21 protein-coding genes and 1 tRNA gene are annotated in these 23,674 nt (G+C 41.3%); 4 read left to right on the forward strand and 18 right to left on the reverse strand.

What is annotated here, in order from left to right; all coding sequences use genetic code 11:
* Position 1: 1 nt before the first annotated feature.
* The 8 genes from PHEP_RS15155 to PHEP_RS15190 all read right to left on the reverse strand — a co-directional run bounded on the left by PHEP_RS15155 (position 2) and on the right by PHEP_RS15190 (position 9,194).
* Positions 2-1,222 (reverse strand): efflux RND transporter periplasmic adaptor subunit, encoded by a 1,221-nt coding sequence (locus PHEP_RS15155; RefSeq protein WP_015808858.1) that lies wholly within the window; start codon positions 1,220-1,222, stop codon positions 2-4.
* Complete coding sequence (locus PHEP_RS15160; RefSeq protein WP_015808859.1) at positions 1,200-2,453, reverse strand: TolC family protein; 1,254 nt, start codon at positions 2,451-2,453, stop codon at positions 1,200-1,202. The genes PHEP_RS15155 and PHEP_RS15160 overlap by 23 nt, the downstream gene beginning before the upstream one ends.
* The gene (locus tag PHEP_RS15165; RefSeq protein WP_015808860.1) at positions 2,440-4,377 is read right to left on the reverse strand and encodes an efflux RND transporter permease subunit; all 1,938 of its coding nucleotides are present in this window, start codon (positions 4,375-4,377) and stop codon (positions 2,440-2,442) included. The genes PHEP_RS15160 and PHEP_RS15165 overlap by 14 nt, the downstream gene beginning before the upstream one ends.
* Positions 4,374-5,672, reverse strand: coding sequence for an efflux RND transporter permease subunit (locus tag PHEP_RS15170; RefSeq protein WP_015808861.1), 1,299 nt, complete (start codon positions 5,670-5,672; stop codon positions 4,374-4,376). Before PHEP_RS15170 ends, PHEP_RS15165 begins: the two co-directional genes overlap by 4 nt.
* A gap of 37 nt (positions 5,673-5,709) precedes the next feature.
* Positions 5,710-6,060 carry a heavy-metal-associated domain-containing protein gene (locus PHEP_RS15175; protein ID WP_015808862.1) on the reverse strand — a complete coding sequence of 117 codons (351 nt, stop codon included), beginning with the start codon at positions 6,058-6,060 and terminating at the stop codon, positions 5,710-5,712.
* Positions 6,061-6,158: 98 nt separating this feature from the next.
* On the reverse strand, positions 6,159-6,557 hold the full coding sequence (locus PHEP_RS15180; RefSeq protein ID WP_015808863.1) for an HYC_CC_PP family protein: 399 nt from the start codon (positions 6,555-6,557) through the stop codon (positions 6,159-6,161).
* 98 nt (positions 6,558-6,655) lie between these two features.
* Complete coding sequence (locus PHEP_RS15185) at positions 6,656-6,868, reverse strand: heavy-metal-associated domain-containing protein (protein ID WP_015808864.1); 213 nt, start codon at positions 6,866-6,868, stop codon at positions 6,656-6,658.
* Positions 6,869-6,971: 103 nt separating this feature from the next.
* Positions 6,972-9,194 (reverse strand): heavy metal translocating P-type ATPase, encoded by a 2,223-nt coding sequence (locus PHEP_RS15190; protein ID WP_015808865.1) that lies wholly within the window; start codon positions 9,192-9,194, stop codon positions 6,972-6,974.
* A 152-nt stretch (positions 9,195-9,346) separates the two neighbouring features.
* Here PHEP_RS15190 and PHEP_RS15195 point away from each other — a divergent pair, with 152 nt between their 5' ends.
* Complete coding sequence (locus PHEP_RS15195) at positions 9,347-10,114, forward strand: methyltransferase domain-containing protein (RefSeq protein WP_015808866.1); 768 nt, start codon at positions 9,347-9,349, stop codon at positions 10,112-10,114.
* Positions 10,115-10,252: 138 nt separating this feature from the next.
* Here PHEP_RS15195 and PHEP_RS22295 read toward each other — a convergent pair whose 3' ends face one another.
* Genes PHEP_RS22295 through PHEP_RS15205 form a run of 3 tightly spaced genes read right to left on the reverse strand, consistent with a single transcriptional unit; the run spans position 10,253 to position 11,692 of the window.
* Positions 10,253-10,579, reverse strand: a complete 327-nt coding sequence (locus tag PHEP_RS22295; RefSeq protein WP_202901250.1) for a LytR/AlgR family response regulator transcription factor — start codon at positions 10,577-10,579, stop codon at positions 10,253-10,255.
* Positions 10,580-10,596: 17 nt separating this feature from the next.
* Positions 10,597-10,953 (reverse strand): LytR/AlgR family response regulator transcription factor, encoded by a 357-nt coding sequence (locus PHEP_RS22300; RefSeq protein ID WP_049772270.1) that lies wholly within the window; start codon positions 10,951-10,953, stop codon positions 10,597-10,599.
* The gene (locus tag PHEP_RS15205) at positions 10,940-11,692 is read right to left on the reverse strand and encodes a sensor histidine kinase (RefSeq protein WP_162141660.1); all 753 of its coding nucleotides are present in this window, start codon (positions 11,690-11,692) and stop codon (positions 10,940-10,942) included. The genes PHEP_RS22300 and PHEP_RS15205 overlap by 14 nt, the downstream gene beginning before the upstream one ends.
* 479 nt (positions 11,693-12,171) lie before the next feature.
* Here PHEP_RS15205 and PHEP_RS15215 point away from each other — a divergent pair, with 479 nt between their 5' ends.
* Positions 12,172-14,016 (forward strand): serine hydrolase domain-containing protein, encoded by a 1,845-nt coding sequence (locus PHEP_RS15215; protein ID WP_015808868.1) that lies wholly within the window; start codon positions 12,172-12,174, stop codon positions 14,014-14,016.
* Positions 14,017-14,124: 108 nt separating this feature from the next.
* On the opposite strand, the gene PHEP_RS15220 is transcribed toward PHEP_RS15215, so the two are convergent.
* From PHEP_RS15220 to PHEP_RS15235, 4 genes are all read right to left on the reverse strand, one after another.
* Positions 14,125-14,208: transfer RNA gene (locus PHEP_RS15220), tRNA-Leu, on the reverse strand.
* Positions 14,209-14,229: 21 nt separating this feature from the next.
* Positions 14,230-14,994 carry an MBL fold metallo-hydrolase gene (locus tag PHEP_RS15225; protein ID WP_015808869.1) on the reverse strand — a complete coding sequence of 255 codons (765 nt, stop codon included), beginning with the start codon at positions 14,992-14,994 and terminating at the stop codon, positions 14,230-14,232.
* Positions 14,995-15,033: 39 nt separating this feature from the next.
* Positions 15,034-15,684 (reverse strand): outer membrane lipoprotein periplasmic chaperone LolA1, encoded by a 651-nt coding sequence (gene lolA1, locus PHEP_RS15230; protein ID WP_036674697.1) that lies wholly within the window; start codon positions 15,682-15,684, stop codon positions 15,034-15,036.
* A 40-nt stretch (positions 15,685-15,724) separates the two neighbouring features.
* Entirely contained in the window at positions 15,725-18,271 is a 2,547-nt protein-coding gene (locus tag PHEP_RS15235; RefSeq protein WP_015808871.1) for an FtsK/SpoIIIE family DNA translocase, read from the reverse strand.
* Positions 18,272-18,475: 204 nt separating this feature from the next.
* On the opposite strand from PHEP_RS15235, the gene PHEP_RS15240 reads away from it, so the two are divergent.
* Entirely contained in the window at positions 18,476-19,120 is a 645-nt protein-coding gene (locus PHEP_RS15240) for an ankyrin repeat domain-containing protein (RefSeq protein ID WP_015808872.1), read from the forward strand.
* Here PHEP_RS15240 and PHEP_RS15245 read toward each other — a convergent pair whose 3' ends face one another.
* The 3 genes from PHEP_RS15245 to pyrF are packed head-to-tail and all read right to left on the reverse strand — an operon-like array spanning position 19,121 to position 21,508.
* Positions 19,121-19,342 carry a PspC domain-containing protein gene (locus tag PHEP_RS15245; RefSeq protein ID WP_015808873.1) on the reverse strand — a complete coding sequence of 74 codons (222 nt, stop codon included), beginning with the start codon at positions 19,340-19,342 and terminating at the stop codon, positions 19,121-19,123.
* Between the two features lies 1 nt (position 19,343).
* Entirely contained in the window at positions 19,344-20,624 is a 1,281-nt protein-coding gene (locus PHEP_RS15250) for a DUF2851 family protein (protein ID WP_015808874.1), read from the reverse strand.
* A gap of 53 nt (positions 20,625-20,677) precedes the next feature.
* Positions 20,678-21,508: an orotidine-5'-phosphate decarboxylase gene (gene pyrF / locus PHEP_RS15255; protein WP_015808875.1), complete on the reverse strand. Its 831-nt coding sequence runs from the start codon at positions 21,506-21,508 to the stop codon at positions 20,678-20,680.
* A gap of 303 nt (positions 21,509-21,811) precedes the next feature.
* Between pyrF and rho the strand changes: the two genes are divergently transcribed.
* Positions 21,812-23,659, forward strand: coding sequence for a transcription termination factor Rho (gene rho, locus PHEP_RS15260; RefSeq protein WP_015808876.1), 1,848 nt, complete (start codon positions 21,812-21,814; stop codon positions 23,657-23,659).
* The last annotated feature ends 15 nt before the right edge of the window (positions 23,660-23,674 follow it).

The following is a 23,674-nucleotide window of genomic DNA, read 5'->3' on the forward strand; positions in this document are numbered from 1 at the left end:
GCTATTGTGATATTTTTATAAAGCTTTCACTGTCTACCAGATAAGCTGCATTTTTACTGATAGGCCAGTTACTGATATCGGTTTTAACCTGTACCATCCCTCCAATGGTGATCCCGGCATCAACCTGTTTAGGGATAAAAACATTGCCTTCTTTTTTAAATACGATTCTTTTATTTCCTAAAGATACCAGGGCTGATTCCGGCAGCCACCATGATTTTGGTAGCAATACAGGGATTCTTGCAGTCAGCAATTCGCCTACCCTGAAACTGGGCTTATGCAGGTACACCCGGGCAATGGTAAAATTATCTCCGTCTTTAAATACAGGTTGGATTAAGCCAATGGCTCCCGTCTCCATATTATTTTTTTCGTTGTTTTTATAAAATACAAACCGGTGCCCCTTTTTTAGCAATGCAGCCAATGCAGGCTTCAACGAAAATTCGGCCACCAGGCGATCAGCATTGTAAATAGTAAATAGTGATTGTCCCGCACTTACATATTGTCCTTCACGCAATAGCAGAGGGGTACTGGCCGGGGTTGATGGTCTACTAATGGTAGCACCAGTTGTTGAAGCGGCGCTACCCATTCCAGCCATCCTATCTGAAGATCCGTTACTTCCCCCAGTCGGGGATGGGGCAGCAACAACCGGAGCAGCATTTTTTTCCAGTATATAACCATTTGCATGGCTGTATACCGGAATGCGGTAATTTATCTTTCCTGTTTTCAGTAGCTGATTGACCGCAGCAGCATTCATTCCCAAAAGCATTAAGCGTTGTATAGCGCTATTTAACAGGGCCGGATCTTTTTCTGAGTTTTTCAAAAACAACAGTTCCTGCTGTGCTGCAGCGAGATCAGGCGAATAAACTTCCATAATCAACTGTCCCTTTTTAACCGGCTGATAATTGTATTTGATCAGTAAACGTTCTATCCTGCCACTTACCCTGCTGGCAATGCTTTTTTCATTACGGGTATCGTAATTTACCAGGCCCTGTACTTCCTCAGTAAATATCTTTGTACCATAATCGGCCTTAATTACAGGTAATTTGGCTACCACCTGCTCATTTGAAGGTTTTAACAAATGAGACAGGTTACTGTCTATTTTTACAATGGCAGGATCGTCAGCTGCATCATGCTTTACTTTTTTGCGGTTACAGGCACTTACCAGCAGAACAGCAACCAGTACCAAACACATCAGCAGGGGCTTAGCGATAAAGTTCTTTCTCATAATCTGCAATCATTAAATAAAGTTTCAGTTTCTCGTCAAGTACATTGGTCTGCATCATGGTCAGCGCTTCCCACGCGCCAATTACTTCCGGCAGCTCCATCTTATTTTCGCGATAGCTTAAAAAGCTAACATCCAGTGTTTTTTGCAAGGTCGGGATGATCTTGTTTTCCGTTGCTGCAATACGCTGTTCCATTGATTGGATCTCGAACTGCATACCATACAGCATGCCCTGGGTTTCCTGCAGCATCGCAGCTTTTTCCTTACCCATAGCCTGTATCTCATATTCCATGCCTTTCACTTCTGATTTATACATTTTGGATGACCAAGGCACTATCGGAATGCTCACCATGCCCATTACACTAAAGGCTTTAGGCATCATATTGGTTAAAGGCGACATGTGGTCGAACCTCAATTTAAAATCAGGTCTGCTCTGTTTTTTCATGGCCTCAATATTGAGCTGCATAGACTGTATACGGTAATCCATTTTTTTGATGTCGTTACGGGTCATTGCCAGGCTTGCCGTATCAATGGCCGCAGCTGGCACAAAGCTGGGCTGGTAAGCAGTATCAATAGTAAAACGGGTATTCCCCTGCACATTCATCAGGCTGTTTAACCAGGCACTTGCCCTTGCAATATCACCTTCCTGCATCCGGATCATATTCTGGTTCTCTTCCAGCTTTGCAGCAGTTTTGTACACACTGCCTAATTTCGACTGGTTATAGGGATACCTGATCTCCTCGATCTTCTTCATCATCTCCATAATCTTCTGGTTCTCTTGTAAAATCCTGATTTTCTGCAGCGCCACCAGCCAGCCAAAATACAGACGTTTGGCCTGGGTTTTATATTCGTTTAATGTTACGCCACGGGTTTCATTTTCCACCTTGCCCTTCGACTCAATATAACGCTTATTGGCATTCAGCTTAACCTGATTCGGTATGTCTTGTTCCAGCTGTACCATTACCGAACCTTTATCCCTGTCGTCCATCAACATCTGTCCCGGATATGGCGTCATAAACGTCCCCACACCCACCATGGGTGCCATCCAGGCTGTTGCAGCTTTTGCCGTATGCTTATAGCTTTCCGCTTTTAAGCCGTACGATTGCAGCAGCAGGTTATTTCTATCTATCCGCTGCAAAATGGTATCCAGCGAAAGTACAGGCTGTCGTTGCTGCGCTATTGTATAAAACGGCAGCAGCAATAAAATCCATAGTATTTTTTTAATGATGTACATCGTGCACCTCCAGTTTTCCATATTTCCTCAATTCATACTCTTTTGACATTAAAAAGATGAGCGGGGTAACCAGTAAAATGTGTGTTGAAGAAGTAAGCACCCCACCTATCATTGGCAAAACAATAGGCTGCATGACATCTACCCCTACACCGGTTGCCCAAAGCACAGGCACCAGGCCAAATAGTGATACACAAACCGTCATCAGCTTTGGCCTTAACCTTTTTGCAGCACCATGGATCACATATTCCCTCAGATCTTCTTTAGTAATCGTTTCACCCGAGTTACCTTTGAGTTTGATCAGCTGCTGCATGGCATCATTCAGATAAATTACCATCACAATCCCGGTTTCCACAGCAATCCCAAACAGGGCAATAAAACCAACCGCCACACCAACGGATAAGTTTACACCCCAGAAATAGATCATATATGCCCCGCCTATCAGGGCAAAAGGAACAGTGATCAGACTTAAAAAAGCTTCTCTCACAGAGTGGAAAGCAAAATACAGTGAGAAAAAGATGATCACCAGCACTACAGGTGCAATCCACATCAGCGTTTGTTTCCCTCTGATCAGATTTTCATACTGCCCACTCCACTCCAGAAAATAACCTTCAGGCAGTACCCCTTTTTCTTTATTCAGCTTTTCCATGGCATCCTGAACGGTACTACCCAAATCCCTGTCACGCACATTAAACATCACTGCACCACGCAAAATTGCATTATCAGAGCTGATCATCGGTGGGCCATCCTCAAATTTCACCTCTGCTACGGCAGACAAAGGAACTTCGCCAAAACTGGGCGAAGTTATAGGGATACGCTGAATGCGTTCTACGCTGTTTCGGTATTCCTGTGCCAGGCGCACACTGATAGAAAAACGCTGCCTGCCCTCAATGGTATTGCCAACGGTCGCACCACCCAAAGCACTCTCTACCACCTGGTTTACATCATCTGCATTTAAGCCATAACGCGCCAGCTCATCTCTTTTAATATTGATAGACAAGTATTTACCTCCGGTGATTGGCTCTACAAAAAGATCGCTTACCCCGGGTGTACCTTCCAGTGCAGTCTTTACCTTTTCAGATACTGCAGCTATGGTATCCAGGTTCTGGCCAAACACTTTGATCCCCACATCTGTACGGATACCTGTAGCCAGCATATTGATACGGTTAATGATGGGCTGTGTCCAGCCATTTACCACGCCGGGTATCTGCAATTTGGCATCCAGTTCTGTAACGATGTCTTTTTTGGTAATACCTTTGCGCCATTCACTTTTTGGTTTCAGTGTAATAATGGTTTCAATCATGCTGATAGGCGAGTTATCCGTAGCAGTATTTGCCCGGCCGGCCTTTCCCAATACCTTATCTACCTCGGGTACCGATTTAATGATCTTATCCTGCACCTGCAAAATCCGCTTTGCTTCAGCATTGGATACATCCGGCAAGGTTACCGGCATAAACAGGATACTCTGCTCATCCAGTGGCGGAATAAACTCTGTACCCAGGTTTTTAAGTAGTGGGATGGTAATCAATAAAGCAATGACATTTACAGCTATGGTTGTTTTTCTCCATTTCAATACTGTTCTGATGATGGGTTCGTAGATCTTTTCCAGAAACCGGTTTACCGGATTAGCACTGTCTGGTTTAAATTTCCCCTTCATAAAGAAAGAAATGAGTACCGGTGCCAGGGTAATCACCAGCAGGGCATCCACAATCATGACAAATGTTTTGGTATAAGCCAGCGGATGAAACAGTTTACCTTCCTGCCCGGTTAACATAAAAACCGGTAAAAAAGAGGTAATGATGATGACGGTTGCAAAGAACACGCCCCTTGAAACCTGCTTGCTGGATTTCGTGATCACCGCAAGACGGTCTTCTTCAGTAATCCAGTCGGGCGATTTCTTAAATATATTTTTAAACCAGGTTATCATAATGTTGTCGTTTTATTTTGGTCCTTTTCCCACAATTCATATCGCTCTGCCAGATGTTTATACGCATTTTCACTCATGATAATGCCATTGTCAACAATTACCCCGATGGCCAGCGCAATACCTGTGAGTGACATGATGTTCGACGAAATACCGAAAGCATTGAGCAGAATAAAACTGGCTGCTATAGTAATCGGGATCTGTATAATGATACTCAAAGCACTGCGCCAGTGGAACAAAAAGATAAATACAATGAGTGATACAACGATCATCTCCTCTATCAGCGTATTTTTAATAGAGGCTACCGATTCCTTAATCAGCTCACCTCTGTCGTACACAATATCAAACTTTACCCCTTTAGGCAGCCCTTTTGCCACCTCATTCATTTTTGCCTTTACACGGTCTATCACCTCGGCAGCATTTTCGCCATAGCGCATCACCACAATACCACCGGCCCGCTCCCCTTCCCCATCCTGGTCAAATATGCCCAGCCGGGTTTCACCGGTCATCTGTACCGTAGCCAGATCAGCGATCTTTATGGGTGTACCATTCTGGTTCTTAACCGGAATATTGGCTATTTCATCCAATGATTTAAGATAGCCAGAGGTTTTGATGATATAGCCCATATCGCTCATCTCAAACTTCCGTCCTCCCGATTCATTGTTATTACTCCTTACAGCAGCAATTACCTGAGGTACAGAAAGTTTATAATACAAAAGCTTATTGGGATCTATGCTGATCTGGTACTGTTTCTGAAAACCACCAAATGAAGCAATTTCACTTACACCAGGCACATTTTGCAGGGCAAATTTTACGTACCAGTCCTGTATGGCACGTTGTTCGCCCAAGTCCGTACCCGGAGCATCGAGGGTGTACCACAATACATGTCCTACACCTGTTCCATCAGGACCCAGCTGTGGAGCAACCCCTTCCGGCAATGTTTTTGAGATTGTACTGATCCGCTCCATCACCCGCTCACGGGCCCAGTATACATCTACATCATCTTCAAAGATGACATAGATAAAGCTCATCCCAAACATGGAAGATCCTCTGACATATTTGATTTTAGGGATACCCTGCAGGTTGGTAACCAGCGGATAAGTAACCTGGTCTTCTATCAGCTGTGGCGACCGCCCCATCCATTCGGTAAACACAATGACCTGGTTTTCCGAAAGATCGGGAATGGCATCTATCGGGTTCTTTTGTACAGAGAATAGCCCCCATATAAACAGGCCTGCCGACAGCACCAACACAATAAAGCGATTACGCATCGACCATTCTATAATTTTATGTACCATTTATAATAATGTTATATAAATAACCCTCTTTCTTTTGTTAATGTGTTTCTCCTGCTTTACCTGTACGGTCGTACTGGCAGCAGTCGTCAAGCTTTTCGTAAGCTTCTTTTGGCGCTTTAAACTTAGGGGTATCGTAACCTGCTGCTGCAACTTTCTGCTGGATCTGATCGTTACTGATTTTTGTAGAGTCGTAACTTACTGTCAGCACTTTTGTAGTTTTGTTCCAGTCTGCCGTACTTATACCATTTACTTTAAGTGCAGTTTCGATCTTTTTTTTGCACATACCACAGTTACCTGCTACTTTGATTTTTTCTGTTTTAGATTGTGCAAATACAGCACTGCCAAGGAAAGTCAACACGACTACCGAAAGAATTCTAAATAAGTTCATAAAGATTGTTTTTAAGAAAAATTGTAAATAAATTTTGAGATTATGGCAAACCATAATCAGGACACGAACGTGTCATGCATTAACAAAGAAAGAGGGTATTATATTCTGTAGGTACAGTTTTTTAGGTAAACAGGGATACGCTCTCCCTCAGGCGGAGCATTGCTTAATGCTTCCCTGGTAATTTTTACAGGTACGGGCGCCTGTTGAACAGCAAACAATTCAGGCAGGGTGACTGCTGTTGAAAGCTGATCAAATTTATAAACGGTCTGGCTTACTTTTTGGGATTTTTCAACCTTAACCTGTTGTTCAACATCTTTGCAGCAGGATTTCTTTTTAGCTGCCGATTTTGGCATTCCACAAAAATCGCAAACCTTGCGGGATTGTTTTTCCAGTCCCCAGCTTACCAGTTCTCCCATACAATAATGAAAGTGCACACTTGCTCCGCTGGATACACCCAGGTAAAAAATGGCAAGTATGGTAAGCAGTGTCCTTTTCATTATTCATCAAAGATTGAAAAAAGTACGGATATATTTTTATATAATTCCGTACTTTTTTTATATCGTATTATAAGTTCTATTTTCGTTATAAGCGCAACTTACGCTTCTTTTGCTACATAGCCTGCCTTTTTCAATGTATTTACCACGGTTTCGGCATCCAGGTTGTCACTTGCTTCAACAGTAAGGATCTTCTCCGGATTATCGGTATCAACTTCCCATTTGGCAATCTCCGGAATGTCGTTTAAAAAAGGGGTCACGGTTGCAATACATCCGCTGCATTTGATATTTGTTTTAAATTTTAGTGTTTCCATGATGTTTATTATTCTTAATTTATGTTATTGTTGTTGTTTGATATTCTTGTTAAGCACCATTTTTTTATCATTCCAGTAAGGTGCTCATCATCCTGAGTATAAATTATATCAGTTTTGCCAGCTTCAGCCGCAGGCTGTTTCCTACCACCGATACTGAACTAAGTGCCATTGCCGCACCGGCTATCATGGGGTTCAATAAGAACCCATTGATCGGATACAACAGTCCCGCAGCAATCGGAATGCCGATCAGGTTGTAAATAAATGCCCAGAATAAGTTCTGACGGATGGTTTTAACGGTAAGCTTTGATAAGCGTAAAGCTTTAGGTACCTGCTGCAGATCGGAAGATACCAATGTCATCTTAGCCACATCAATGGCAATATCCGAGCCTCTACCCATCGCAATCGAAACATCGGCCTGGGCCAATGCCTGGCTGTCGTTGATCCCATCCCCTATCATTGCGACTACTTTTCCTTTCGCCTGCAGCTCCTTTACGAAATCAGCTTTGTCCGATGGCAATACTTCGGCCTTAAAATGATCAATTCCCGACTGCCCGGCGACCGATGCCGCAGTTTGCTGGTTATCACCGGTAAGCATATATATTTCAATACCTGCGCCCTTTAAAGCTTTCACTGCTTTGGCTGAACCTGATTTGATCTGATCGGCAATAGCTACCATGGCCAGTACTTGTGTTGTATTGGTAAAATAAATGACCGTTTGTGCCAGCTGCTGCAGCTCATCAACTTTTGTCTGCAATGCTTCCGGCACCTGTATCTGCTGATCTTTTAAAATCTTATGGCTTCCTGCCCAGTATTTTTCTCCTTCAAATACTGCGCTAACACCTTTACCTGTCAGGCTTTCAAAATCAGTTACCGCAGACCCTTTTACACCATCTGTTTTCAGCTTACGCACAATGGCTTCGGCCAATGGATGTTCTGAAGCCTGTTCTAAAGCAATCAATACACTTTGCAACAGTTCTTTATCCTTTCCGTCTGCCCATTCCAAATGCGTTACTTCCGGCTTGCCTTCAGTAATGGTCCCTGTTTTATCTAAAATAATGGCATTTACTTTATGGCCCAGTTCCAGTGCTTCAGCATCTTTAATTAATATCCCGTGCTCTGCACCCTTGCCAATACCCACCATAATTGCCGTAGGTGTTGCCAGGCCCAACGCACAAGGGCAGGCAATAACCAATACGGTAACCATGGCAAGTAAGCCCTGTGTAAAAGCATGTTCGCCACCAAACAACAGCCATGCACCTAAGCTAATAATGGCAATTAAAATAACTATAGGTACAAATATGCCTGCAATTTTATCTACCAGCTTCTGTACGGGTGCTTTAGAACCCTGTGCATCCTGTACCAGTTTTATGATCTGGGCCAGCATGGTTTCACCACCTACTTTTTCTGCCTTAAATTTAAAACTACCTTTCTGATTAATGGTTCCGGAAAACACCTTATCGCCCACTTTTTTAGCTACTGCAACAGGTTCACCGGTAATCATGCTTTCATCAACATAAGAGCCTCCTTCATATACCTCGCCGTCTACAGGGATCTTTTCTCCCGCACGTACCAGTATCTGATCAGTAACATGTACATCGGCAACAGCAATTTCCTTTTCCCCGTCTTTTGTAATTACAATAACTGTTTTAGGCTGCAGGCCTATCAGCTTTTTAATCGCCGAAGAGGTATTTGATTTTGCCTTTTCTTCCAGCAGTTTTCCCAGCATGATGAATACAATTACCACTGCCGCAGCCTCAAAATATACATGTGGGTGTAAGCCCCTGCTGTGCCAGAATTCGGGATAGAAAGTGTTAAAAACGCTGAAAAGATAGGCAATACCGGTACTTAGGGCCACCAGGGTATCCATATTCGCTTTTCCGTATTTTGCCTGTTTCCAGGCATTAATAAAGAAATTTCTGCCAAAAATGAACAGCACCGGTGTGGTTAAGGCCAGCATATAATAATTACCATTAGGCATATCCATAAAGAACATACCGATGATCACCACAGGAATGGTAAGGATAAGCGACCAGACCATTCTTTTTTTAAGTGTGGTGTAATTGTTCTTTTGTGCCTCTTCCTGTAATGCTGCAGCACCTTCCTGCGCTACAATTAAATCGTAACCAATAGACTGAACTGCTTTTTGCATAGCATCCGGCTGTATCACATCAGGATGATAGCTCACCTGTACCGTTTGTGTAGCGTAATTAACAGCAGCTTTGTCTACCCCTTCCTGGGCGGCTATCATAGATTCAATACTAACGGCACAGGCTGCACAGGTCATTCCAAGCACCGGCATCGAAATTGTTTCTACATTCTTGTTCATGTCGTATTTATTTAACTATACAAAGATAGTTCACATGGCGTGCGATATTTTTACAGGATTATGCGAATAGTTTACATAATTCTGCCTGGCATCATTAAATTACCATAGATTCTTTTTACTTTGTATTTCATACTGCCTTTAAAAGCAAGATTATGCCCTGGAACCCGGAAGTATACAACAAGTTTAAGCAGGAACGTTTTGCGCCATTTTACGACTTGCTGGCATTGATAAATGTAAGGCCAGGTCTAAATGTAATTGACTTGGGTTGTGGAACAGGTGAACTGACCCGTCAGCTTACAGATCACTTGCCAACTGCACAAGTACTGGGCATTGATGCTTCTTCAGAAATGCTGAAAGAAGCCAAAACCTTTAAAACTAACCAATTGAATTTTGAGCAGCGCAGTATTGAACAGCAGATTAAAGAGGGTCTAAAATACGATCTTGTTTTCTCCAATGCAGCTTTACAATGGCTGGAAAATCATGAGACCCTGATACCAACCATTATAACTATGCTGCAGCCAGGTGGACAGCTGGTGGTTCAGGTTCCTTCCAATCAGGATCATTTTACACATCGGTTTATACGTACACTGGCCCAACAGGAACCATACTGCTCTGCATTGAACGGCTGGATAAGAAGTGTTCCTGTCCTAAACATCGAATCCTACGCAAACCTACTCTTTGATCATGGCGGTTCAGAAATTATTGTTTTTGAAAAAGTATACCCCCATATTTTGAAGGATACTGCGGCATTGTTCGACTGGGTTTCGGGCACCGCACTCATTCCATACCTGGAAAAGTTACCTGAAAAGTTAAAAACAGATTTTATAGCAACATACAAAACAGGATTAGCCCATAATTTCCAGGAAGCACCAGTATTTTATCCATTTAAACGCATTTTAATGGTGGCTACTTTTAATTAACTATTATGTCCAATCCGGAGGTTGAGTTATGCAAACCATGCAAAATCTGACGGGCATAACCGTACAGGATGTTAAAGTGTAGCTTTTAACGCAACGAAATAGACGGAGATACAGTATTTTATGACTTTTTCAATGAAATTAATCTATTGCCCCAATTTTTTTTAAAAAACCTTCCCTAAAACTCCCACCCAGCGGGATTACATGTTTATCAACATAAATGCTATTACCATCGATATGTTTAATTTTCTCTTTATTAATAATGAAAGAGCGGTGCACACGAATAAATTGTGCCGGCGGAAGTAACTTTTCAACTTCCGACAGGGCAAGCTTTGGTTTAAGTACCCTGGAATCTCCGAATAGATGGGTATAGTTCTTCTTAGCTTCAGCAAAAATTATTTCTTCCAATTTCACTTGATAGGTTATGCCTTCTGCTCTAACCAAAATATACCCAATATCGTTAGACATTTCTTGCTTTTCGGGCGTCAATCCATTTTTACTCTATCAACCGCCTGAATAAACCGGTCTAACGAAAATGGTTTAACAAGATAGTCGCAGGCCGCGAGATCGAAAGCTGCTACGGCAAACTTCCGGTATGCTGTAGTAAAAATAACCCGTGGCACATTTTTAATGGTTTTTAAGAAACCGATCCCATCTAGCAAAGGCATATTGATGTCAAGGAAAATAAGGTCAATTTTTCGGTTCATTAAACATTCACGTGCCTCGAAAGCATTTTCACATACCTCAACAACCTCAAGCACACTTAAATAGCTACAATAATCTATCAGCAGATTCCTGGCAATGGGCTCATCATCAACAATTAAACATTTAATAGGCTGCATTTACAGGAGTCTTTAATTTCACAAAATAACGGCTATCCTTCCCACCATGTTCCAGATGATAAGCTTTGCCGTACAACAAATCTAATCTTTTTATCGTTGTAGCCAGCCCAATACCGGAAGGTTTATCTTCTGAAATTTCTGACTGGGCTGTCATTGTATTCTCAATCTCAAAATGAAGAAAGTCCACATCGGTCCATAGTTTCAAAAATATATTTATTGGACCATAGACCGCGCTTTTGGCATGTTTAAACGCATTTTCAACAAAAACAATCAACACCATGGGTGCAATGTTGATGGTTGGATCATACGTTCCAATATTGACCTCCAGAACCAATCTACTCCCTATTCTTATCTTTTCCAGTGCAATAAAATTCTGGATACAATCTACTTCCTCCTTCAATTTAACAAATGGCTCATCCGAACTATATAAGGTGTAACTGAGTAAGTTAGAAAGCTTAAGCAGTAATTCCGGTACCTTCGTATGCTCTTCCCGCGACAAACCATACAGGTTATTTAACGTATTGAATAGGAAATGAGGACTAAGTTTACTGGTCAGTAAATTCAATTCTGTTTCTGCCTGATACTGAAGTATTCTGCTCTCATTAATTTGCTGTCGTGTCAGCATCCTGATGATCGCAATGATCGCACCTGCAAATAGATGAAGAATGACCAATAAGGTCGTAATGACCACGTATCCTGATACATCTGCCCCATCTTTATACCCAAGGAGATAAGCCATCCCAAATATACCTATCAAAGAAAAAAAGCTTGTTAGGAGACAAAAAAGTAGTACCAAAAACACCCATCTTATTTTCTTCGGAGACTGCTTTCCAAGCCACCTACCCGAATACAAACAAGCCACCATGAGCAGGTACACCAGAATTGCCTTTGGAGCCACCTGTTTATAATCCGGACTTTGTATTGTGATGACAGCTAGTATCAAAAACAAACCTGATAAAAACATCACATGTATCTTTATTCCCCGTTTAAAGATATTTGAGAATGTGTGTTTTCCTATTTCCATAGATCAAATATCCAACATTTAAATTAACTATTAGATCAACGAAGTTCAATGACCTTTAAAAAGTGATCAAAATAGTTATTCTGTGGACAAACGTTTCGTCCCATTTTTTTTATCGTCTGCATCCCCTTTGGTCATATCCGTCCCCGTCTTCTCTTGATATAAGCCAATTAATTGATATTCGGATAAAAACAGCAATGAAAACTTTCTTCACCCTATTGATCTGCGTACTGAGCTGTATAAGCTCAAGCAGCCAGCCCAGACTCAGGCCCAATTCCATAGCCCAACTAACAGATTCCATTCGGAACATTGTTCGTAAACGGAACATCCCCGGTCTTATGCTGGGTATCGTTACCAAAGATAGTGTACTGTTCTCAGGTGGTTTTGGCTATGCAGACCTGAAAAACAAGAGGGCTGTAAACAGCAAAACCTTGTTTCGTATGGGTTCCATTACCAAGTCGTTCGTAGCCATAGCGATACTAAAGTTAGTAGAGCAAGGCAAGCTAAATCTAACCGACCGGCTAAGATATCTTGCCCCAGAGGTCCCATTTACAAACAACTGGGAAAACACATACCCCGTAAGGTTGGTGAATCTACTCGAACATACCACAGGCTTTGATGATTTCAAATTCAATAAAATGTATACCCTTGAACGCCGGCAGTATAGCTCTGAAGAAATGATGTTAGAACAAAAGGCATCAATGGTCTGCCGCTGGAGACCTTCAGAGCGCTATACTTACAGCAATGTAAATTATGCTATCCTTGGCTATATCATTAGCAAGTTCAGTGGGACGGAATACGATCAATACCTAAAAGAAAGCATTCTACTCCCTCTAGGTATGACTGTATCCAATTTTAACACCTGGAGCAGGATGCCCTTTCTCGACACTAGGGAATATTCAAGTGCTTCAGGTCAGCTCAAAGAAGTGCCCTCAGTAACGTTATTGCCCGGTGCCGCAGCCTCCTTATGGTCTTCGGCAGATGAAATGAATATATTCCTGCAATCCCTGATCAACCTTGACAGTCGCTTACTATCAAAAAAAAACTTTGAACTTATGGAAAGTCCAACCAGTTCTATAGGAGCGACTGCCGGGTTAATGACGGGATATGCGTTGGGAAATGAAGATTTTGGGACAAACAGGGGGCATGATGGCACCATAGGCACCTGCAAATCCAGCTACAGATACAATAGGAAGTTGGGATATGGTTTCGTACTTTCATCGAATGCCAACGGTCTGGGAAGTATCGAAACCCTAATCAACCAGTACCTAATTGACAAATATTCCAACACTAAAAAATCAGAACCATTAACTAGCATCCCCTTAAATAAAAAAGAGCTTAGACCATACCTAGGTTATTACCAAAAAGAGGATCCTAGGTATAATTTACTGGCTTTTGCAGATCGACTGTTGCTGCTTAAGGTTGAGATCAAGAACGATACCTTACAATACAATATTTTAGGGCGAACGCACCAACTGATACAAACTGCTCCTTTGGTTTTCCGAGAAAGATGGGGGACACAGGCCGAGATCGCTTTTGCCATTAATGCCGAAGGTAAAAAAGTCATGATCGTCAATAAACATTACACCGAAAAAGTACCTCTATCAAAAGCATTCAGCTGGCTTATTATGATCATCCTGGCTCTGGTTTTTGGGTTATACGCTGTTTTTTCTGGGATAATTGCTATAGGTTATATCCTCATTAAAAGGCAAAAGCCGAAGTCACTACATTTTTTCATTCTACCCATGCTCAGCTTGGTTTTATTAAGTTGGGGCATTTATGCATTTATGCATATCTATAACAACAGTTACCTACTTTTTAAGCTTGGTGTACCCTCTGCAACATCAATTTCAATTTTTATGGGGTTAACCTTGTTTGGCATCTCTACCTTAATAAATGCCTTGGTACTTATTAAAAAATTAAAAACTATAACGAGCCGGTATAAACAAAGTATTCTTATCCTGACTGCCTTATCTTTACTGCTGATAGCTGGCATTTTGCTAGCAAATGGTTGGATAGGGCTTAGATTCTGGAAGTTATAATAAGGTTAATACCTATCTACTTCATAAATTCATGAAAAATTTTGAGAAAATGAAAAATAATTCAGCCTTTAACAATCAATATGTTAAAGGCTGAATTGTATCAAAGTGTACCCGAGAGCAGATTCGAACTGCCACGCCGTTGCCAGCGCCAGCCCCTCAAGCTGGTGCGTCTACCAATTTCGCCACCCGGGTATTGGTTCTGCAAATATATACTTATTCAGATAATATAGTCAAACCATCGTAAGCTAATTTTATATTAGCGGGTAAATCTTTTTCCACATGCTCATGAAGCCCTAAATTATGACTGATATGTGTAAAATAAGTAGTTTCAGCGTCTATCTTTTTTGCAAATGCAATAGCCTCGTCTAAGGTAAAATGAGAAATATGTGGTTCTTTCTGTAATGCGTTTACCACCAGGACACGCGTTCCTTTGATCTTTTCAACGGTAGCATCTGGTATGGTCTTGGCGTCGGTAATATAAGTGAAACCGCCTATCCTGAAGCCCAGGATAGGTAGCTTATAATGCATAATATCCAGAGTTATGATCTCATTTTCACCCACTTGAAAAGCTTCATCACCAATTGTATGCAAATCTATTTGCGGCAAGCCCGGGTAGTGGATTTCGGAAAATATATAAGAAAACTCTCTCCTCAACGCATGTTGCACCCTTTCAGTTGCGTAAATATCAATGTTCTTTTTTAGCAGATAATTGAATGGCCGGATATCATCTAAGCCAGCAATATGGTCTTTATGCTCATGGGTAAACAAAATGGCGTCCAGGTCTTTTACCCCTGCACGTAGCATCTGGTACCTGAAATCAGGTCCGCTATCAATTACAATAGTTTTATCTGCAGTCTCCAACAGTACAGATACCCTTAAGCGCTTATCCTTATGGTCTGCCGACTGACAAACTGCGCAGCTGCAGGTGATTACAGGAATGCCCTGAGATGTGCCCGTACCTAAAAATGTAATCTTCAAAATATATTTGTTGCAAGCATATAGATCAAAAATAACAAATTACCTCAAATCCACTACTTCAACGCCAGGATATTTCTTGCTGTCGAAAGTAAAAGTAGACTCAGGTACCTTTACATTAGGCACAAAAGTTCTTACGTTATAGGTATACCTGTTGCCATTTTTTTCCAGAATAAGAGCAGAAGCTATTTGCTTGGCTACCTTATCTATACTTAAACGGATCTTAAAATAGGGTTTATTGATATCTGTAGGTGTCAGGTCAATCATCTGATAAATCTTAGTACCTACCTTTTTATCTCCTGTATATATATACTTGAAGCCGCTCTCATAAATGGTGAAGATCTTTGCAGGGTTCAGGGCGTTGTTGCTGTTATCTGCATCCGTAACCTGAACTTCCTTTTCTTCTTTTAAATAAGTCCATAAAGTTTTACCATCACTGATCATTTCCTGCCCGCCAGTGCTTACCTTATATTTACTGGCGTTTGCTTTTACATACAAAGTACCTTGTTGGGTTTCTTTGGCATTGGCCTGCTGGCTCTCGATGATCAGCGTAAAATCAGTTTTGACAATATCATAAGAACGGTATTTTTTACTTACTGCATTCAGTATAGTCCGGGCCTGTGCATCAGTTTGTGCATGAGCAGCATAAGCTGTCCCCAATGTAAACAGCAGTAATGTAAATTTCTTGATCATTTTCATCGGCATATATATCTATATCATAAGATTACGAACGCTATTGCCCGTTATTCAGATCGTTCAAGAACTGTTCCAAAGCATAATCATCAGGAATCAGCACCTCTCTGGCCTTACTGCCTTCAAACGGTCCCACCACACCAGCAGCTTCCAGCTGATCGATGATACGGCCCGCCCTGTTATACCCCAGCTTCAGTTTTCTTTGAATCAGGGATGTTGAACCCTGCTGGTGCATAACAATCAGTCTTGCCGCATCCTCAAACATAGAATCACGGTCACTCAGGTCAAAATCAGCTTTAGCATTCTCTGCCGCCTCATCAATATATTCAGGCAGCTGATAAGCTTCAGGGTAGCCTCGCTGTGCACCGATAAACTCCGAAATCCGGTCTACCTCCGGTGTATCCACAAAAGCACACTGTAACCTGATCAGGTCATTTCCGGTAGACAAAAGCATATCACCACGACCAATCAGCTGGTCGGCACCACCACTATCCAGAATGGTACGGGAGTCGATTTTAGACAATACCCTGAAGGCCAGCCTGGCCGGGAAATTGGCCTTAATGGTACCGGTAATGATATTTACTGAAGGACGCTGGGTAGCAAGCACCAGATGGATTCCCACCGCACGGGCAAGCTGTGCCAAACGCGCAATTGGTGTTTCTACTTCTTTACCCGCCGTCATCATCAAATCGGCAAACTCATCCACTATCAGTACAATATAAGGTAAAAAGCGGTGCGAATTGTTCGGGTTTAGCTTGCGCTTAATAAATTTATCGTTATATTCTTTTAAATTCCTTACCTGCGCATCTTTTAACAGATCGTAACGCTGGTCCATTTCTATGCACAACGAGTTTAAGGTATTGATTACTTTTTTGGTATCGGTAATGATCGCATCAGCTTCCCCGGGCAATTTAGCAAGGAAATGACGCTCTATTTTATTGAATAAGGTAAGCTCTACCTTTTTTGGGTCTACCAAAACAAATTTAAGCTGCGAAGGGTGCTTTTTATACAAAAGGGAAACCAGGATAGAGTTGATACCTACAGATTTACCCTGACCAGTAGCTCCGGCAACTAGAAGGTGGGGCATTTTAGATAAATCACCGATATATACCTCGTTCGATATGGTTTTACCCATAGCAATAGGCAAATCCATGGTCGTTTGCTGGAACTTCTCTGTAGCCAGGATACTTCTCATAGAAACCATTTCAGGATGCATATTGGGCACCTCGATGCCAATGGTTCCCTTACCCGGCATCGGCGCAATGATCCTGATACCGAGGGCAGCCAGACTCAAAGCAATGTCATCTTCCAGGTTTTTGATCTTTGATATCCGCACTCCGGGAGCAGGAATAATCTCGTACAAAGTAACAGTTGGCCCAATCGTTGCCTTGATCTTGTCTATTTCAATATTATAGTGGTTCAGCGTTTCAACAATTTTGTTCTTGTTGGCTTCCAGTTCTTCAGCATTTACAGATATTTTATTAGAGCCGTAGTTCTCCAGCAGGTCCAGGTGCGGATATTTATAACTCGACAGATCAAGTGTAGGATCATAATTACCAAATTGTTCTACCAATTCTTCTGATTTTTTATCTTCTTCTGTCTTTTCAATAGTCAGCTCCGGTTCCGGCTTGGGAACAGTAGTTTCCAGTGCTGGCGAGAGCACTACCGGTAGGGGTGTCATTACATTTACTGCGGGGGTAAGCACAGGAATATCTTCTTCCTCAATTTCATTCTCTTCAAACCGGGATGGTGTAATTACGATATTCTGTTCTTGTTTACGCTGTTTCCCAAGCTTATCATTTAAGGTAAATTCAACAGGTTCCGATCGCAACTCACTTTCCATCTCAATATTTTCAGGTACATCAGGTACAGCTGCTACCTCTTTCTTTTTCCTTTCGGGAATTTTAAAATCTATGTTATAAGCAATGATCAGTACGGTTAAACCCAGAAAGGCAATCAGCCCACCTACCCCGGCAATACCTATTTGCGCCACCAGTAGTTTATTCGTCCAGTACCCAAATTCACCTTCTATGTAATGAGGCGTTTTAGAGAAAAATGCATGCGCAAAACCCAGTGTTAATGAAGTGAACAGTAAAAAGAAAAGACTGTAGCCCAATGTTTTTTCGATGGCAAATATTTTAACCTTAAACAGTAGGCGGTAACCAATTACAAAAAATACAAAAACAAACAGGAATGAAGCCAGGCCGAACCATTCGTAAATGAACTGGTGCGACAATAATGCACCTACCTTACCCAGCCAGTTTTGTACAACAGGAGGAATATTTACCTGCTGAAGTTCTTCATAAGTTTTAAACAGATTTTTCCAGCCTCCATTGGCATCTATAACATAACTGTAATCTTCCTGCCAGGTAAATAAATAGGACGTAAAGGCAATCAGAAAGTATAAGGACAGGACGATAAACAACAGCCCTATAATCTTAAATAACCTCCCATCCTGAAAATTAAGCCGGGGCAGGATTTCTGTTCTTTCCTTAAAGGGCCTCGTAGCAGATGATCTTGAGTTTTGCTTATCCCCTGATTCATTTTTAAATGAATTGGACTTAAATTGGTTTCCCCTTACCGACATCTTTCGTTACTAATATTAATAATTAACAAACTTAGATAAATTTGTTTTATATACAATTTGCATACCGCATATAAAACAAATTAATCGATCTAAGTTATCATAAATTCAGTCCTGAAAAAACTTTTATAACGATTAACTTTCATTGCACTCATTTGCCATTATTAAATAATTTACCCAATTTTAACCGAAATTTAACAATAAAAAATGGCTGATCTTGAGACATTAATCGAAACAGGCAACAAACCGGGGATCTTTGATCTGTTAACCCAAAACCCGGCCCTGGCCAGCAAAGATACCAGTCATGGCATCTCCCCTATTTTACTGGCCTGTTATTATAAAAAGCCGGAAATAGCTGCGCTGATAGCTAACTTCTCTACAAACATTAACATTTTTGAAGCCAGTGCACTGGGAAAAACACAGGAGGCCAGCTTGTTGACAGAAAAAGATCCCGACCTGGTAAACTCTTTTTCTAAGGATGGCTTTACGGCATTGGGTCTGGCTGCTTATTTTGGCAATGAAGAAATAGCCAGACTTTTAATAGCTAAAGGTGCCGATGTCAATATACCTGCAAACAATGGCTATAATGTTTTCCCCATCCATTCGGCTGTTGCTGCAAAAAATCAGAACCTTACAAAAATGCTGATCAATGCCGGTGCCCATGTAAATGTAACACAGCAGGCCGGTTTTACACCATTACATGCTGCTGCACAACTAGGTCATGTTGAACTCATTATAATATTACTGGAACATGGGGCAGAGGTAGACATACGCATGGAAGGTGGTAAACTGCCTGCAGATTTGGCCCGGGAAAAAGGTTTTGTGGAAATAGCTGAGATCCTCAGTATTTAATTAAACATCCCAGATCCGCATCCTTATCTTCTTAATATAATGACGCACATCCAGCACCAATGCTGCAAGCACATAAAATACAATGGGGAAGCCTACAGCCAAAAATGATGAATAAATAAAAAAAAGTCTTATTTTACTGATGGATATATTTAGTCGCTCTGCAAGATAAGTACATACACCAAAACTCTGTTTTTCAAAAAAGGTAATGATCCGCTGGAACATGTTATTTTTTTAAGATTTTAATTCCTATACCACAATTTAAACATTTTTTTTGAGTGCAGTAGCATTTATTTAATTGAAGTAATGCCTGCGACATCAAAGCATCTCCTACTTTCAGGCCGCTGCTTACATACTGGCCAACAATAGCATTACTTTCTGCCGGGAGGTTTTCGAGAAAATTCAGTGCCCTGTCTATGTATTCAGGCTGATCGGTATACTTGCCATATGAGAATAAGAACAAACAAACAGTATTGATAATGATGCTGTGAACAGATTTTACACCGGGCTGGACAACCACCTTTGTTGCCACTTTATTAAAGTGATAATGTGTTTGCCAGTAAACATCAACCGGTAGCTCAATAAAAAGCTTACACAGGTCCTTTAAATTTTCTGTTTCCAGTATCCTCGAAAAAAGGTGGCTGCTCTTAAGCATCAATGCAGCAAATTGTGCCAGTCTGATGGTTGGAAAATTCTGTGGCCGCATTCTTAAAAACTTCCATAGTTCAATATTTAATGGCATAAGCCGATATTTTTGCTGCAAAAAAGAATATTCTTTCTGCAGTTGCCTGGGATAGGTTTCCGTAAAGCCTGAGGTTAAAAATCCGGCCTGGCCAAACAACAATGCAGCAATCTGCAGGGCATTGTCCTTGTGCTTTAATAAAATAGGATAAGGCAGGGCATCAGCTAGTAACTCAAAAGGAACAGCATTTACCTTAAAACCAAAACTCTTGGCCATAAAATGGTAAAAAGTCAGCTCCCAATCGCCTCTGTTGTGCGCCAGTTTATGAAAAATTTCTTCCGATTTATGTTCAAATCGTTCAATAATTATCCTGGCTAAAAAACTATGGATAACTATCGGATCTATATTTTTAATGTGCTTTTCACAGGGGAACCTGTTCATACCAGCCATTAGTTCACGATAAATATTAAGCAGGTGCCTGGGGAAAAGGTCCTTTAAAACAAGAACAGGTATTAAACTGCCATTTGTCCGGTAAACAGGTTGATCATGCTGATAAACCACATGTAAAATAACTGCATTATATGCAGGATCTTTATCATGTCCATGCACAAACCAGTCAGACGATTTAAGGTGCAGTTCTACCTGACCGGCCCATCTCGTATTACCGATCATCAGTTTGGCCATACTAAAATCAGGCCCTGCATCTTTGTTTATAAGACCGGGCGTCAAAATCTCCAGTCTTTCCCCATCAGTGCAAAAAAGTCCGAAAGTGTTAAATAGCCTGAAACGCCATATAAAATGTAAAAAATGTTCAGAAAAATCCATTAGGTGAACTTAATCGGAAAATGACCAGTTCACCACAAAATAGATGAAGTATTTTAAATTAAACCGGCAGCTAATAATATTTGTTCCATCTCCTGCTGCAGTTTCAATGCTTCTGCTCTTGCCTTTTCAGCAAAATCCTCCCCATTCCCTGCATAGATAATCGACCTGGCCGAATTTACCAGTAAACCACAGCTGTCATTTAACCCGTAGGTACAAACATCGGCAAGGCTTCCTCCCTGTGCACCAACACCAGGTACCAGTAAAAAATTATCTGGCGCAAGCCTCCTGATATTTTTAAACTCTGCCCCACGGGTAGCACCTACTACATACATCAGCTGCTCACTGTCTGCCCATGCTGAAGAAATGCGGATCACCTCTTCATACAGCTTTCCTTCAGGCGTTTGGTGCAACTGAAAATCACTATGCCCAATATTTGAGGTTAAAGCCAGGAGGATCACCCATTTATCCTTATGGTTTAAAAATGGTCCAACAGAATCTTTGCCCATATAGGGCGCCACAGTAATGGCATCAAAACCCATCCCCGATTTCTCCTTGTTAAAAAATGCATCGGCATACATGGCCGACGTATTGCCAATATCACCTCTTTTTGCATCTGCAATAGTAAAGATATCTTTAGGAATATATTCCCAGGTCCTGATCAGCGTTTCCCAACCCTTCAGCCCCATCGATTCAAAAAAAGCAGTATTGGGCTTATAGGCAACACACAGATCTTTTGTCGCATCGATGAGCTGTTTATTAAATTCCAGTACCGGATTGTCATATTTTAGCAGGTGTCTTGGAATTTGTTCCATTACAGGATCAAGGCCAACACACAAAAAAGATTTCTTGGTTTTAATTTGCTCAAATAGTTGCTTCTTATTCATCTGGGGGTAAATTTTGGACACAAAGATGTTAATTTTCAAACTGATTTAAACCCCTTCACCGTACTTTTAATGTAAATTATTATAAACAATTTTAACTTTTTCTTGGAGATTAGATTTCAAATACATACAATTGCACCATAATTCTCTAAAGTTTATCTGACCATTCCAGAAAATCTCATAAAATTTTGTTTTATAACGCCTTTTATAATTGCATTTTTTGCGCTGTTCAGTTGATATCATACTTTGCTATCAATCATAAAAATTTAGAAAACAACACATTTAAAATTTCTCTACATCCATATAATGTTTAATAAAACAGAATTAAATGAAAAACTCACTGCTGAATTGCGTGAGATAGCAAAAAATCAGGGCATCCTAAATGCCGATGAATTGCGCAAGGCTGAACTGGTCGAAATCATTGCTCAAATAACCGAGCAGCAAGCCGAAGCAGAAGCTACTCCCAAAGAAGCTCCGGTAAAAGCTGTAAAAACAAAAGCTGTAAAGGAAAATGCAGCAAAAAACAGCCCTGTTAAGAACAGTGGGAACAAAGCGCCCGTCCAAAAAGAATTGCCTAATGATGAAAATACTTTAACAGCAGATTCTGCTAAAGCAACTCCGTTAAAAGAGCGCCCTGTAAAGGAACATTTAGCAAAAACTAGCGCAGCCAATAACCCGTCAAAAGATGCCCAGGGTGATAAACCGGCTAGAAAGAGAATCCGCATTGCACCAAAGGAGGCAGCTGAAGAAAATGTACAAAGGCCATTTAACCGGGCTTCTTTGTTTGAGCCCCATCCTGTAGCTGAAGCTTACAAACAGGAGACACTTTTTGAAGCACCTGTTGAAGTTGTAACTGAAGAAGCTCCGGCAGTAACACCAGCGGAAACAACAGTACCTTCTTTTCCAAACGAAACTAAAAACCCTGCACATCCGGCAAACCAGGACAATAAAAAACAGCGGCCACTGGAAAACAAACCTAAAAATCAAAACAGCAACGGCAACCATAAGCAAAACGAAAACAGCTACTCCAATCTTGATTTCGACAATACCATTACCAACGAAGGTGTTTTGGAAATTATGCCTGATGGATATGGCTTTTTAAGATCTGCCGACTACAATTACCTTTCTTCGCCGGATGATATTTATGTATCACAATCGCAGATCAAATTATTCGGTCTGAAAACAGGTGATACCGTAAAAGGAAGCATCCGGCCACCAAAAGAAGGTGAAAAATACTTTCCGCTGGTAAGGGTTGAAACCATCAATGGCCGTTTGCCCGCTGATGTGCGTGACCGTGTTCCTTTCGATTACCTTACCCCATTGTTCCCTACAGAAAGGTTAAATCTTTTTACAGAAACAAATAACTATTCCACCCGTATTATAGACCTGTTTACACCTATAGGTAAAGGACAACGTGGCTTAATTGTAGCCCAGCCTAAAACTGGTAAAACAAACCTGCTGAAAGAGGTAGCCAATGCCATTGCTAAAAACCATCCTGAAGTTTATCTGATCATTTTATTAATCGATGAGCGCCCGGAAGAGGTAACAGACATGGCCAGAAGTGTAAGGGCTGAAGTAATTGCCTCTACTTTTGATGAACCGGCAGAACGCCACGTTAAAATCGCCAATATTGTACTCGAAAAAGCCAAACGTCTGGTAGAATGTGGCCATGATGTAGTGATCCTGCTCGATTCCATTACCAGATTGGCCAGAGCTTACAATACAACGGCCCCTGCCTCAGGAAAAATCTTGTCAGGTGGTGTTGATGCAAATGCCCTTCACAAACCTAAGCGTTTCTTTGGTGCAGCACGTAACATCGAAAAAGGTGGCTCATTAACCATACTTGCTACTGCTTTAACAGATACAGGATCGAAAATGGATGAAGTGATCTTTGAAGAATTTAAAGGTACTGGTAATATGGAACTTCAGTTAGATCGTAAATTATCTAACAAACGTATTTTCCCTGCTATCGACATTACAGCTTCAAGTACACGCCGCGACGATCTGTTGCACGACAGAGATACTTTGCAGCGGGTATGGATCCTGCGCAACCACCTGGCAGACATGAACGCCCAGGAAGCTATGGAGTTTGTTCAGGCTCAAATAAAAGGCACCAAATCCAATGAAGAATTCTTAATTTCAATGAATAGCTAATTGAAAAGGATTCTT

Origin of the sequence: Pedobacter heparinus DSM 2366 (assembly GCF_000023825.1) — a bacterium.
GTDB classification, from domain to species: Bacteria; Bacteroidota; Bacteroidia; order Sphingobacteriales; family Sphingobacteriaceae; genus Pedobacter; species Pedobacter heparinus.